We start from the raw sequence: 12,989 nt of genomic DNA on the forward strand, positions 1-12,989 counted from the left end.
GATGAAAAAGAATAGTGACCATGACATGGCGGAGCAGAGCCAGGAAGCAGGTATGAATCTGACTCGTCGCCGTTTTCTGGCCGGTGCCGGAGCTTTAATGGCGGCACCGCTGCTGGCGGGAATGTGGCCACGCTCGGCGCTGGCCGAAGCGATAAGCCAGGCGCTGCCGCAGTTTGTCGCGCTGCGCCAGGCGGAGAGCGGTATTCTGACCGGTGCCCACTGGGGCGCGTTTGAAGCGATCGTCCGCGATGGCAAAATGGTTGACGTTCGTCCGGTGAAAGACGATCCGTATCCGAACGAACTGATTACTATGGCACCCTATCAGGTGTATGCCGAAAACCGCATTAAGTACCCGATGGTGCGTAAAAGCTGGCTGGAAGGCGGCGCGAAAGACTGTAAACCTGAGCTGCGTGGCCGCGATGAGTGGGTGCGCGTGAGCTGGGATAAGGCGCTGCATCTGGTGGCCGGTGAAATCAGCCGTCTGCAGAAAGAGCACGGACCGTCCTCTATCTATGCGGGCTCTTATGGCTGGAAAAGCGTGGGGATGTTCCACAACCCAAGAACGCTACTGCAGCGCATGATGAACCTGGCGGGCGGTTTTGTCGGCTACTCCGGCGACTACTCGACCGGTGCCGCACAGGTAATAATGCCGCATGTAGTGGGCTCTGTTGAGGTTTATGAGCAGCAGACCGCATGGCCGAACGTCATTGAAAACACAGAACTGGTGGTGATGATTGGCTGTAACCCTATGATCACGCTTAAAAACAGCTGGAACCTGCCGGATCACGTCAGCCAGACTGGTTTTGAAGCGCTGAAGAAAAAAGGCACCCGGATGATCTGTATCGATCCGGTGCACAGCGACAGCGCCCGCATGCTGGGTGCCGAGTGGATTGGCCCGCACAGCTATACCGACTGTGCGCTGATGGCGGGGATTGCCCATACGCTGTTGGTGGAAAAACTGCATAACGCTGACTTCCTGAAAACCTATACCGTCGGCTTCGATAAGTTTGAAGCGTATCTGACCGGTCAGGACGACGGTATTGTGAAAGACGCCAATTGGGCGGCGGACATCAGCGGTGTTGACGCCGAGGTGATCAAACAGCTGGCGCGCGATATGGCAAAACACCGCACCATGATCATGGGCGGCTGGGGCATTCAGCGGCAACATCACGGCGAGCAGGCGCACTGGATGATGGTGACCCTGGCGTCGATGCTGGGGCAGATTGGTCTGCCTGGCGGCGGCTTCGGATTTAGCTATCACTACTCTTCTGGCGGTAGCCCGACCGCGCGCGGCGGCATTCTCGCCGGGATCTCGGCGGGTAGCCCAACCTCTCCGGCGGCAAAAGACATTACACCGTTCCCGGTAGCGCGTATTGCCGATGCGCTGGCGAACCCTGGCAAGACCATTGATTATAACGGCACGAAAGTGACCTACCCGGATATTAAAATGGTCTACGTGGCGGGGGGGAATACCTTCCACCAGCATCAGGATACCAATAACCTGGTCAAAGCCTGGCAGCACCCGGAGACCGTGGTCGTCAACGAACCTTACTGGACGGCAACGGCCAAACATGCCGACATCGTGCTGCCGGTCACCACGACCTATGAACGTAACGATTTGGACATGGGCGGCGACTACTCGCAGCTTTACGTCTTCCCGTTACGCCAGTGTGTGCCGCCACAGCATGAAGCGAAAAATGACTTTGACGTCTTTGCCGGTATTGCCGAGATCCTCGGCGTACACGACGCCTTTACCGAAGGTAAAGATGAGATGTTATGGTTAAAAGGCATGTATGACGACATGAAAGCCCAGGCGCGTAACGCACGCGTGGCGCTGCCACCGTTTGATATGTTCTGGGCCTCCAACAACTACATTCGCTTCCCGATTCCGGAAGAGAATAAACAGTGGGTACGCTTTGCTGATTTCCGCGAGAATCCGCTGCTTAATCCGCTGGGTACGCCGTCCGGCAAAATCGAAATCTATTCTGATGCCATTGCCAAAATGGGCTACGAGGACTGTAAAGCGATCCCGACCTGGATGCCCCCTCACGAATGGTATCGCGGGCCGGAAGCAGCGAAATACCCACTGTCGCTGAATACTGGTCACCCGATTAACCGTCTACACTCTCAGCTCGACAACACGCCGCTGCGTAAGAAGTATGCAGTAGCCGACCGTGAGGCTATCTGGATCCATCCGAAGGATGCGGTCGCTCGCGGTATTAGTGCGGGCGATCTGGTTCGTGCCTTTAACGATCGCGGGCAGATCCTGGTAGGGGCGGTGATCACTGATAACGTCCGTGAAGGTGTAGTGCGAATCAGCGAAGGGGCGTGGTTTGACCCGGCCGATCCGTCACAGCCTGGTTCGCTGTGTAAGAACGGTAACGTTAACTGTCTGACCTTTGACGTCGGTTCCTCCAGCCTGGCGCAGGGGAACTGCGGGCAGATGTCACAGTTGCAGATCGAGAAATATACCGGACCGGTGCTGCAAAACACCGCGCATAATGTGCCTGTAGGCGCATAATCGACAGCCGGTCATAACGAACGGCCCCTCTTGCCAGTGGTGAGAGGGGCCGTTTCTTTACCGTGCTGCGTTTAATCCTGGCTGTATACAGTTGCTGAACCCCGGTCGGGGCTTCTCATCCCCCCCGCTGGCGTGCAATATGCAAAAAAAAGCCCGTACTTGCGTACGAGCTCTTCTTAAAATATGGCGGTGAGGCGGGGATTCGAACCCCGGATACGTTGCCGTATACACACTTTCCAGGCGTGCTCCTTCAGCCACTCGGACACCTCACCATATTGTTGTTCCAGTGCTGCTGGAACGGGCGCTAATTTAGGGAAATACCGCCCCGGCGTCAATCAACTTTTTGAAAAAAACGTGCATTTACACAAACTTCAAACAATCTGCAGCTAAAATAAGCGGGAATTGTTTTTTTTGCCAGCATCCTAAAATTTGCTACTCTGAGGTTCCCTCGGAAAATGATGATAATAAGTGCGAGAAAGTTCCGCATAGCAATGCTCAGGAGGCAAAATGGATATAATTTTTTATCACCCAACATTCGATACAACCTGGTGGATTAATGCGCTGGCAAAAGCAATACCTGGCGCGAACGTTCGTGAGTGGAAAGCGGGTGATAATGCGCATGCTGACTATGCGCTGGTTTGGCATCCGCCGGTTGAAATGCTCGCGGGGCGAAAATTAAAAGCCGTCTTTGCGCTGGGTGCGGGCGTCGATTCTATTCTCAGTAAACTAAAGGCTCACCCGGAAATGTTGGATACCTCGATCCCGCTTTTTCGTCTGGAAGATACGGGTATGGGCCTGCAAATGCAGGAATATGCGGTAAGTCAGGTGCTGCACTGGTTTCGTCGCTTTGATGATTACCAGGCATTAAAAAATCAGGCGAAATGGCAACCTTTACCAGAGTATACCCGCGATGAGTTCACCATCGGGATTATGGGGGCTGGGGTTTTAGGTGCGAAAGTTGCCGAGAGTTTACAGTCATGGGGGTTCCCGCTGCGCTGCTGGAGTCGCACGCGTAAATCCTGGCCTGGCGTGGAAAGCTTTGCTGGTACCGAAGAGCTGGGCGCGTTTTTGAGCCAAACTCGCGTGCTTATCAACCTTCTACCCAATACGGCAGAAACCGTGGGCATCATTAACGCAGGTTTACTCAGCCAGTTACAGGATGGCGCTTATGTGCTGAACCTGGCGCGCGGCGTTCATCTCAATGAAGACGATCTTCTGGCATCGCTGGACAGCGGAAAGGTGAAAGGCGCCATGCTGGATGTCTATAGCCGTGAACCGCTGCCGGAAACCAGCCCGCTATGGAAACATCCGCGAGTGGCGATGACGCCGCACATTGCTGCTGTTACCCGTCCGGCGGAAGCGGTGGATTATATCTCCCGTACGATTTTGAGTCTGGAAAGTGGCAAAGCCGTTACGGGTCAGGTCGATCGCGTACGGGGATACTAATGCCAACCCGGCAAGTGCCGGGTTTCCGCTAATAAATGGCGGCGATACCTGCTATCCTTGACGGAAAATGACTACAGGAGAGAGTTATGTATCCCGTTGACCTGCATATGCATACCGTCGCCAGCACCCACGCCTACAGCACCTTAAGTGATTACATCGCTGAAGCCCGTCGCAAAGGCATCAAGCTGTTTGCCATTACCGATCATGGACCGGACATGGCGGATGCGCCTCACCACTGGCACTTTATTAATATGCGCATTTGGCCTCGAATCGTGGACGGCGTAGGGATTCTGCGCGGAATTGAAGCGAATATTAAAAATATTGAAGGCGAAATTGACTGCTCAGGTCCGATGTTTACTTCCCTGGATTTGATTATCGCAGGCTTTCATGAGCCGGTTTTCGCTCCACACGATAAAGACACGAATACGCAGGCGATGATAGCCACCATGGCCAGTGGCAACGTACACATTATCAGCCATCCCGGGAATCCGAAATATCCCGTCGATATCACTGCGATTGCTCAGGCCGCGGCAAAATATCAGGTTGCGTTGGAAATCAACAACTCTTCGTTTTTGCATTCGCGTAAGGGCAGTGAGGACAATTGCCGCGCGGTTGCTGCGGCTGTGCGTGATGCTGGCGGCTGGGTCGCGTTAGGGTCAGATTCACATACCGCTTTCACATTAGGAGATTTCGGTGAATGCCGTAAAATTCTGGATGATGTGAATTTCCCGGAAGACCGAATTTTAAACGTTACGCCAAAACGCCTGCTGACGTTTCTGGAATCGCGAGGCATGGAGCCGATCGCGGAATTTGCTGAACTGTAATTGTTACTAACTGGAATATATCAATGAACGAGTTTTCTATCCTGTGTCGTGTACTGGGCTCGCTGTTTTACCGCCAACCTCAGGACCCTATACTGGTTCCTCTGTTTACCCTGATTAGCGAAGGTAAACTTTCCGCCAACTGGCCGCTGGAACAGGACGAACTGTTGGCTCGTCTGCAGAAGAGTTGCGATATGCCTCAGTTGGCTGCGGATTACAACGCGTTGTTTGTGGGAGACGATTGTGCGGTGCCGCCTTATCGTAGCGCCTGGGTAGAAGGGGCGAATGAATCGGATGTGCGTGCATTCCTTTCTGCCCGGGGAATGCCGCTGGCAGATACGCCGGCAGATCATATAGGCACGCTGTTGCTGGCGGCTTCATGGCTTGAAGATCAGTCTGCGGAAGATGAAAGCGAAGCGCTTGAAACCTTGTTTGTGGACTACCTGTTACCCTGGTGCGGCACGTTTCTAGGCAAAGTTGAAGCGCATGCGAATACCCCATTCTGGCGTACTATTGCGCCTCTGACGCGCGATGCGATTGGTGCGATGTGGGACGAATTGCAGGAAGATACAGACGAATAAATGTGATTTTAATCACATTAAACTGCAACTCAATTTATCAACTTGCATAAATTGTGTGCGCGATCGCATTCCCATGCCGTTTTTCTGCTAAGATGCGCGGCATGAATATACTTCTCTCAATTGCAATCACAACGGGCATTCTCTCCGGGATCTGGGGATGGGTGGCCGTTTCTCTCGGTTTACTCAGCTGGGCTGGTTTTCTGGGCTGCACAGCCTACTTTGCCTGTCCGCAAGGTGGGTTGAAAGGGCTGTGGATCTCGGCGTGTACGCTGCTAAGCGGTGTTGTGTGGGCGTTGGTGATTATTAACGGCAGTGCGCTTGCCCCACATATGGATATTGTTGGCTATGTCATGACGGGAATTGTCGCGTTTATGATGTGTATACAGGCAAAGCAATGGTTGCTTTCATTTGTGCCGGGCACATTTATTGGTGCTTGTGCAACGTTTGCAGGGCAGGGAGACTGGCGACTGGTCGTGCCATCTTTGGCGTTGGGCCTGGTATTCGGCTATGCGATGAAAAATAGCGGATTGTGGCTGGCGTCACGCCGTGAAAGTCGGATATCGCCGACGTTGACCAATAAATAAAAAGCGTGAGGATCCTCTCACGCTTTTTATGCCGTAACGATCTATCAGGATTCTGGCGGTACCGACATATGGCGGTATTTAACCAGGATGTCATTATCAACTTGTTTCTTATCCTGCAAATCCCACAATCCGCGATCTATCCCGTCATTAATCAGGAAGATAACGCCGGTTTCAATTGCTGACATCAGGCAAAGCATAACCGGTTCGTTGGAGGTATAACCAATTTCACCCTCCAACAGACGCTGGTAGTCAATGAAGCGGAACACCCCAGCCTGCACTTCATAAGACAGAATGGTTTTGCTGGTATTCACCGATGAGAGGATCTCACCGGTGCTGACGTTAACCACGCGCAGGTTTACCGCTATCTGGTCAAGCTGGTATTGCGTATCGGCGCCAATACCGAAATAGCGCGCGCCGACCCCCCCTGATTTAACGTTGCTTTCATAACCGATAATTGACCCTTCCACCATGACGTTTGCAGCGGTCAGGGACTGGAGTGGGATCCGGTTATTAATGGCAACTGTACCGTTTTCCTGAGCCGCGCGAATGATTTTTCGTTCGTTAAGCAAGTTCTGTAACCCCTGACGTTCCAGCGGGACGAACCAACGAGAATCTTTCAATGCGGTGACGAGCATAGCCGTGGCGCTTTGCGGAACGGCGGTAGAGAAGTTACTTGCCGGGTAAGGTTTAAACTGGCCAGTCTCATCCTGAATGTTGTATACCGACACAAATATCTTACCTGTAGGCATAGGCAGATGCGTCAAATCTTTATAGCTTTGGGCTCGGGGCATTAACGTCGGCTTAGCGGCCTCTTGAGGCGGGGCGGTTAAGCATCCGCTGAGTAAAATTACTGCCACCATGATAAGTAAGCGCTGCATGATTTTTTCCTTTCGTGGCTATAATTTAGAAATCGGTTGATTGATTTTGCAAACCCGAAACTTCAATAGTCGACGTTTTCCCTGTTTTCCTGTCCGTGACATTCAATTGCAGTTGCCCATCCCGGTTGGCGATATCAATGATAAAATCATTGGTTACCATCCTCCCCGGTTTACCGGTATTGATATTAGTGAGTAAACCACCGAGTATTTGCGACTGAATAGCTTGAGTAAAATTATCCAGTGCTGATGGGACTTCAACCCCGAAATCATCACCGCTCGGATCTTTATACGAGTTCTGCGCCTGGGCGCTATTTAATAAAAAAGAACCGTTGTTTGGATTGCCACCAAAGTTTGGGTTGCGGAACTGGAACGTCATGTTTCCGGCCCAACTTAATGGTGAAATTAGCATGAGCAAAACCACTGCATGTTTGACACGCATGAAAGCCTCCGGACAAAATCATGTTTTAGAATTCATCACGCGCTAAATCGCTTGTGCTTAATAGTGTTTGATCTATTTGCCGGCGATTTAATGCTTCCTCAGTTTCTGCCAATGCGAAGACCACTATTTTGTCGAAGTCTCTTTTCGTCGGGAATAAAAAGGTCTGGAAGATAACGTCCTGATTGACCGTTATAGTAATCCAACTTCCCCAACGTGCACTGGGCCTTTCATTAATGGTTAAGTTTCCTGTGTACTCGCTTTCCCACTTGTCACTAAAGGCCCTATAAAAATCATGGCCAATGGAAGAGACCGTGTGGTCAGTCAATAGTCCGGGAACCTCCACTTCTACAGCCGCGTGTAGATTCCCGGCAGCAAGGACTAAATTTGCTGCCACAATCCAGGTCAAATAGCGTTTCATGGCTTTATCGCCTGAGGTTATCATTGGCCCACGAAACCGCCTGCGTACGATTTTTGACAGCTATCTTTTTGAAAAGGTTATAAAGATGTGTTTTCACCGTATTTTCACTGATAAATAGTGAGCGCGCGATTTCAATATTTGAGGCACCGATACGTAATTTATTAAGGATCTCTTTTTCACGGTGAGTCAGTAATGCCGACTCCGTGCTGTTGTAACGATAGTTACCGGAATGTGTGATCAGGTAGCTGGCGAGCTTTTGCGAAAAGTAGCATTCGCCGCGCAACACACCTTGCAAGCCGCTGACTACACGTTGTTCATCTTCGGTTGCGTAAAATACACCATTGATATGCGGCCAGTTTTCAATATCCCGATAGGGATAATCATCTGGGGTATTCAACAATAAAGTCTTTATATTGTTGTTTTTTCTGCTCAAATTATCTTGCCAGTAATGGATCAGTTTTTTATCTGCCTCCATCATATCCATTAAAACAATGCAGCTGGAGGAAATATCATCCAGAGATCGTTGAATATTATGCAATTTTCCGGTTAGCGCCAGTGATTGCTTTAAGTGCTGTAATAACGCAGTTGCCTGCAGCGAAGGTTTAGTGATCAACAATAATGTATGACCATGAATACTATGGACTTCATTAAACATGATGAAACTCCACTTTTTTTAGTCGCACACCTGACAGCTGTCTCTACTAAAATAGAGGCACCAGAAGTACTGACAGATGTTGCACTGCTGTGTAGAAATAAAATATCGACCCAACGGGGTGAAAATATCAAAATAAATGGACTTCAACTGTTTTCAATCTAGCCATTACAAATCTTAAAGCAAGTGTTAAACATGTTACATAATGTAAATTTATATATTAAAATGTGATTTTGGGGTTTTAATTGAGTTTAGATTTGATAGTAAAGTTGTACATTTTAGGTTTATTGCATAGATTTAAAAAATCATACAAATTATAATATCCCATTGATTTAAAATAAAAAAAATTAAAATTTTTCGGCTTTGAATTCCTGATGAATTCAGGTTGTCTCGCCTGAATTTAAGTTGGACAATTTTAGATTGAAAAAAATGACGCTTGTCACGACTTGTATCGATGTCTATCGCAGCACTATGCTACGAAGCCCGGAAATGGAGGGGGATGCGCTTTTTCTGCCACTGCATAGAAATTCACTCTTAAGGCTTTAAAAGAAATTAAGTTCAAGGTGGTAACGGTATTGTTTGTTGTTAATTAATACTTTGGGGTGAATCCAAATATAAAAATACCACTGGCGGGTGAGTTATTTAAAATGTTTCAGCGGACATACTCTTCATCGTAACGTGGCGTTAACAAATGTAAGTCATGTTAACAACAATTTGAGTGGTAACTAATTTAACTTCATGTACGACCAGGTCCAGGGTGACAACATGAAAAACAAGTTGTTATTTATGATGTTTACAATACTGGGTGTGCCTGGGATTGCATCCGCAGCAAGTTATGATTTAGCTAATTCAGAATATAACTTTGCGGTAAATGAATTAAGTAAGTCTTCATTTAATCAGGCAGCCATTATTGGTCAGGTCGGCACTGCGAACAGTGCAAATATTCGTCAGGGCGGCTCGAAGCTACTGTCGGTCATTTCGCAAGAAGGTTCTGGTAACCGGGCGAAAACGGACCAGACGGGATCATATAACTTTGCATATATTGATCAGGTGGGTAGTTCCAATGACGCGAGTATTAAACAAGGTTCTTATGGTAATACAGCGGTAATTATCCAGAAAGGCTCTGGTAATAAAGCAAATATTACCCAGTATGGTACACAAAAAACAGCAGTTGTGGTGCAGAGACAGTCGCATATGGCAATTCGCGTAACTCAACGCTAATCCATTAACGACTTTTAAATCAATCCGATGGGGGTTTACCATGAAACTTTTAAAAGTGGCAGCATTCGCAGCAATCGTAGTTTCTGGCAGTGCTCTGGCTGGTGTTGTTCCGCAATGGGGCGGCAATCATCATGGCGGCGGTAATAACTATGGCCCTGATTCTTCAATGAGCATCTACCAATATGGGACAGGCAACGTAGCGAATGCTCTGCAAAGTGATGCGCGTAAATCAGATGTCACCATCACACAACACGGGCGTGGAAACGGGGCTGTTGTAGGTCAAGGTGCTGATGACAGTACCATTAACCTGAAACAGACCGGCTTCCAGAACAGCGCCACTATCGATCAGTGGAATGCAAAAAATGCTGATATTAGCGTGACCCAGTTCGGTGGCCGTAACGGTGCGTTGGTTAATCAGACCGCTTCTGATTCCAATGTGCTGATTCGTCAAGTTGGCTTTGGCAACAACGCCACAGCTAACCAACACTAATTCAGTTTTCTGACTGATAATAAACAGGGCGTGAGCCCTGTTTTTTTTCGGGAGAATATGATGCATACGTTATTACTCATTGCCGCGCTGGCAAATCAAATAACATTCAATACGACCCAGCAAGGCGATATGTACACCATTATTCCACAGGTGACGTTAACTCAACCTTGCGTATGTGAGGTACAAGTTCTTGCCGTTCGTAAGGGGGAGGGGGGACAAAGCCAATCGCAGCAGAAAACAAGCCTTTCGGTCCCCGCTAATCGGCCGATTGAACTAACCAAACTGAGCTTTAATATTTCACCTGGGGATTCGGTCAAAATTATCGTTACCGTTTCGGATGGGCAGTCTCTGCATCTGTCACAACAATGGCCTGACTCAACCAGTCAGCCATAATTTTTGCCGTATTTGCATTAAGGGTGTGGCTGGGAATGCGGTGCTGTTCTATGAATATAGAAACGTACAACGTTTTATTTGATCGTAGCTCGCAGCGGTGAAGGATCATTCAGATCCCTCAAGGATGACTAATCATTGAGGAACCCTTATGTGTACATTTTTTAAACGTATTTTTAGCGCCAGTTTTTGTACGTTATCTTTTTTTACTCTCCCCGCAGTGGCACAGCAAATCTCGTCTGGCGGGGTTATTCATTTTCGCGGTGCAATAGTTGAAGCGCCCTGCGACGTTAGCACTCGACAACAACAGATCGAATTGTCTTGTATACGTAATGGCTCTACCCGTAATACCCTCTACAATCATCAACAGGTCACGACAGCCCCTCAGAATGTGCAGCAAATTGCCACTGTGAAAATGCATTACCTCAATGAACAGAAAAACATGGCGATTCTGAACATTGAATATAAATGAACCATTCTGGCTTAGACATGCAAACTTGTGGTTAAAAAGTGAGATTTCAAGGAAAACCCTGCTGTACACTTAACGAATCGTGTTTTGTCAGGGGGAATTTATGCAATCTCGCGTGCATGTGTTACACGGCGATATTACGACGATCGCAGTTGATGTGATTGTCAACGCGGCGAATTCAACGCTACTGGGAGGCGGTGGTGTTGATGGCGCGATCCACCGCGCTGCCGGACCTGCATTGTTGGAGGCCTGTAAACAGGTTATTCAGCAACAGGGACAATGCCCGACCGGGCATGCCGTTATCACGCTGGCGGGGGCACTTCCTGCAAAAGCGGTTATTCATACCGTAGGACCCGTCTGGCAAGGTGGAGAGCATCATGAGGCTGAACGTCTCGAAGAGGCCTATCTGAATACGCTGCAACTGGCCCTGGCCAATGGGTATCAATCCATTGCATTTCCGGCAATCAGTACCGGAGCCTACGGATATCCCCGCGCAGCAGCGGCAGAAATAGCGGTAAACACGGTGTTGAAATTTATTACCCGTCGTACGCTTCCTGATCAAATATACTTTGTTTGTTTTGACGAAGAAAACGCTCAACTCTACAAGAGACTACTTGCCCAGCAAGGTGACAATAACGACTGATATGACACGACTTGAGCGGGCTATCACGCCACTTTGCGCTAACCACTCTGGAGACTGTGGCATTCTTACGTTGGATGACAGCCTGGATGCCTTTGCTGCTCGTTATCGGCTAACAGAAATGGCGGAACGTACACTGGATGTGCAGTACTACATCTGGGAGAACGATATGTCCGGGCTATTGTTGTTTTCTGTCCTGTTGGCGGCGGCGAAACGTGGAGTGAAGGTCCGCTTGCTGTTGGATGACAACAACACGCCGGGTCTTGATGACACGCTGCGGCTACTGGACAGCCATCCTAATATACAAGTTCGTCTGTTTAATCCCTTTTCCTTTCGTATCCTGCGCGCCCTCGGCTATTTGAGCGATTTTGCCCGGCTTAATCGGCGTATGCACAATAAAAGTTATACCGCTGACGGTGTGGTGACCATCGTGGGCGGGCGTAATATTGGTGATGCCTATTTTGGGGCGGGTGAGCAACCGCTGTTTTCCGATCTGGACGTCATGGCTATTGGGCCAGTTGTCAAAGATGTTGCGGATGATTTTGAGCGTTACTGGCACTGCCGTTCTGTTTCAACGTTACAAAACGTACTTGAGATGTCGGAGTCAGATTCCTTGCAGCGTATCGAACTGCCTGAATCCTGGTATAACGATGATATTACTCGCCGCTATCTGCACAAGCTGGAGACCAGCCAGTTTATGACCAGTCTTGATCAACAGTCGCTGCCGCTGATTTGGGCGAAAACGCGTTTGCTGAGTGATGATCCTGCCAAAGGTGAAGGGAAAGCGCCGCGCCATTCGTTATTACCACAGCGTTTGTTTGATGTGATGGGGTCGCCTGGCGAGCGAATTGATATTATTTCCGCCTACTTTGTGCCAACTCGCGCCGGGGTAGCACAGCTTTTGAGAATGGTAAGGAAAGGCGTCAAGATTGCTATTTTAACCAATTCGCTGGCGGCGAATGATGTGGCTATTGTTCATGCGGGCTATGCGCGATGGCGAAAGAAACTGCTGCGCTACGGCGTAGAATTATACGAACTTAAACCTACCCGCGAACACGTTTCAGTGGTCCACGACCGCGGATTAACCGGTAATTCAGGGTCCAGCCTGCATGCAAAAACCTTCAGTATTGACGGCCGAAAAGTATTTATCGGCTCGCTTAATTTTGATCCCCGTTCAACGCTGCTTAATACGGAAATGGGGTTTGTGATTGAGAGTGAAGTGCTGGCTGAAGTGATCCATAAACGTTTTATGCAGAGCCAGCGTGACATGGCCTGGCAACTACGCCTCGACCGCTGGGGCAGAATTAATTGGGTGGATCGCGCTTCCGGCAGCGAACAGGTACTAAAAAAAGAACCCGCCACAGGATTCTGGAAGCGGGTTCTGGTGAAGCTTGCATCCGTGTTACCCATTGAGTGGCTGCTCTGAACCACACAATGAG

At 49.2% G+C, this 12,989-nt stretch carries 14 protein-coding genes and 1 tRNA gene; 10 read left to right on the forward strand and 5 right to left on the reverse strand.

The features are described from left to right. The first annotated feature begins 1 nt into the window (after position 1). Positions 2-2,521 (forward strand): trimethylamine-N-oxide reductase TorA, encoded by a 2,520-nt coding sequence (gene torA, locus FHD02_RS09865; RefSeq protein WP_375336882.1) that lies wholly within the window; start codon positions 2-4, stop codon positions 2,519-2,521. 184 nt (positions 2,522-2,705) lie between these two features. On the opposite strand, the gene FHD02_RS09870 is transcribed toward torA, so the two are convergent. Then, positions 2,706-2,793: transfer RNA gene (locus FHD02_RS09870), tRNA-Ser, on the reverse strand. 235 nt (positions 2,794-3,028) lie between these two features. Here FHD02_RS09870 and ghrA point away from each other — a divergent pair. The 4 genes from ghrA (at position 3,029) to FHD02_RS09890 (ending at position 5,953) form a co-directional block, all read left to right on the forward strand. Beyond that, a complete protein-coding gene (gene ghrA, locus FHD02_RS09875; RefSeq protein WP_137361005.1) occupies positions 3,029-3,967 on the forward strand; it encodes a glyoxylate/hydroxypyruvate reductase GhrA in 939 nt (312 codons plus the stop codon). An 86-nt stretch (positions 3,968-4,053) separates the two neighbouring features. After that, on the forward strand, positions 4,054-4,791 hold the full coding sequence (locus tag FHD02_RS09880; protein WP_042309259.1) for a phosphatase: 738 nt from the start codon (positions 4,054-4,056) through the stop codon (positions 4,789-4,791). Between the two features lie 23 nt (positions 4,792-4,814). Then, positions 4,815-5,369, forward strand: a complete 555-nt coding sequence (locus FHD02_RS09885; protein ID WP_137361006.1) for a molecular chaperone — start codon at positions 4,815-4,817, stop codon at positions 5,367-5,369. 101 nt (positions 5,370-5,470) lie between these two features. Then, on the forward strand, positions 5,471-5,953 hold the full coding sequence (locus FHD02_RS09890; RefSeq protein ID WP_042309254.1) for a DUF1097 domain-containing protein: 483 nt from the start codon (positions 5,471-5,473) through the stop codon (positions 5,951-5,953). Positions 5,954-5,997: 44 nt separating this feature from the next. On the opposite strand, the gene csgG is transcribed toward FHD02_RS09890, so the two are convergent. The 4 genes from csgG to csgD are packed head-to-tail and all read right to left on the reverse strand — an operon-like array spanning position 5,998 to position 8,343. Continuing rightward, complete coding sequence (gene csgG, locus FHD02_RS09895) at positions 5,998-6,831, reverse strand: curli production assembly/transport protein CsgG (protein ID WP_003036082.1); 834 nt, start codon at positions 6,829-6,831, stop codon at positions 5,998-6,000. A gap of 25 nt (positions 6,832-6,856) precedes the next feature. Next, positions 6,857-7,270, reverse strand: coding sequence for a curli production assembly/transport protein CsgF (csgF, locus tag FHD02_RS09900; RefSeq protein ID WP_042309252.1), 414 nt, complete (start codon positions 7,268-7,270; stop codon positions 6,857-6,859). 25 nt (positions 7,271-7,295) lie between these two features. Continuing rightward, positions 7,296-7,688: a curli production assembly/transport protein CsgE gene (gene csgE, locus FHD02_RS09905; protein WP_042309250.1), complete on the reverse strand. Its 393-nt coding sequence runs from the start codon at positions 7,686-7,688 to the stop codon at positions 7,296-7,298. A gap of 4 nt (positions 7,689-7,692) precedes the next feature. Then, positions 7,693-8,343: a biofilm master transcriptional regulator CsgD gene (csgD, locus tag FHD02_RS09910; RefSeq protein ID WP_042309248.1), complete on the reverse strand. Its 651-nt coding sequence runs from the start codon at positions 8,341-8,343 to the stop codon at positions 7,693-7,695. A gap of 762 nt (positions 8,344-9,105) precedes the next feature. On the opposite strand from csgD, the gene csgB reads away from it, so the two are divergent. From csgB to FHD02_RS09935, 5 genes are all read left to right on the forward strand, one after another. Continuing rightward, positions 9,106-9,561, forward strand: a complete 456-nt coding sequence (gene csgB / locus FHD02_RS09915) for a curli minor subunit CsgB (RefSeq protein ID WP_079224689.1) — start codon at positions 9,106-9,108, stop codon at positions 9,559-9,561. Positions 9,562-9,601: 40 nt separating this feature from the next. Continuing rightward, positions 9,602-10,051: a curli major subunit CsgA gene (gene csgA / locus FHD02_RS09920; RefSeq protein ID WP_042309244.1), complete on the forward strand. Its 450-nt coding sequence runs from the start codon at positions 9,602-9,604 to the stop codon at positions 10,049-10,051. 60 nt (positions 10,052-10,111) lie between these two features. After that, a complete protein-coding gene (gene csgC / locus FHD02_RS09925; protein WP_042309242.1) occupies positions 10,112-10,444 on the forward strand; it encodes a curli assembly chaperone CsgC in 333 nt (110 codons plus the stop codon). A gap of 569 nt (positions 10,445-11,013) precedes the next feature. Continuing rightward, a complete protein-coding gene (gene ymdB, locus FHD02_RS09930; protein ID WP_137361007.1) occupies positions 11,014-11,553 on the forward strand; it encodes an O-acetyl-ADP-ribose deacetylase in 540 nt (179 codons plus the stop codon). Continuing rightward, entirely contained in the window at positions 11,489-12,976 is a 1,488-nt protein-coding gene (locus FHD02_RS09935; protein WP_220393841.1) for a phospholipase D family protein, read from the forward strand. The genes ymdB and FHD02_RS09935 overlap by 65 nt, the downstream gene beginning before the upstream one ends. The last annotated feature ends 13 nt before the right edge of the window (positions 12,977-12,989 follow it).

Source organism: Citrobacter sp. EC_71 (genome assembly GCF_019584005.1).
Lineage (GTDB): Bacteria > Pseudomonadota > Gammaproteobacteria > Enterobacterales > Enterobacteriaceae > Citrobacter > Citrobacter werkmanii.

Excerpts from the sequence above, each read along its gene's own strand:
- torA (WP_375336882.1), top strand. The coding sequence starts at position 2 with ATGAAAAAGAATAGTGACCATGACATGGCGGAGCAGAGCCAGGAAGCA.
- ghrA (WP_137361005.1), top strand. The coding sequence starts at position 3,029 with ATGGATATAATTTTTTATCACCCAACATTCGATACAACCTGGTGGATT.
- FHD02_RS09880 (WP_042309259.1), top strand. The coding sequence starts at position 4,054 with ATGTATCCCGTTGACCTGCATATGCATACCGTCGCCAGCACCCACGCC.
- FHD02_RS09885 (WP_137361006.1), top strand. The coding sequence starts at position 4,815 with ATGAACGAGTTTTCTATCCTGTGTCGTGTACTGGGCTCGCTGTTTTAC.
- FHD02_RS09890 (WP_042309254.1), top strand. The coding sequence starts at position 5,471 with ATGAATATACTTCTCTCAATTGCAATCACAACGGGCATTCTCTCCGGG.
- csgG (WP_003036082.1), bottom strand. The coding sequence starts at position 6,831 with ATGCAGCGCTTACTTATCATGGTGGCAGTAATTTTACTCAGCGGATGC.
- csgF (WP_042309252.1), bottom strand. The coding sequence starts at position 7,270 with ATGCGTGTCAAACATGCAGTGGTTTTGCTCATGCTAATTTCACCATTA.
- csgE (WP_042309250.1), bottom strand. The coding sequence starts at position 7,688 with ATGAAACGCTATTTGACCTGGATTGTGGCAGCAAATTTAGTCCTTGCT.
- csgD (WP_042309248.1), bottom strand. The coding sequence starts at position 8,343 with ATGTTTAATGAAGTCCATAGTATTCATGGTCATACATTATTGTTGATC.
- csgB (WP_079224689.1), top strand. The coding sequence starts at position 9,106 with ATGAAAAACAAGTTGTTATTTATGATGTTTACAATACTGGGTGTGCCT.
- csgA (WP_042309244.1), top strand. The coding sequence starts at position 9,602 with ATGAAACTTTTAAAAGTGGCAGCATTCGCAGCAATCGTAGTTTCTGGC.
- csgC (WP_042309242.1), top strand. The coding sequence starts at position 10,112 with ATGCATACGTTATTACTCATTGCCGCGCTGGCAAATCAAATAACATTC.
- ymdB (WP_137361007.1), top strand. The coding sequence starts at position 11,014 with ATGCAATCTCGCGTGCATGTGTTACACGGCGATATTACGACGATCGCA.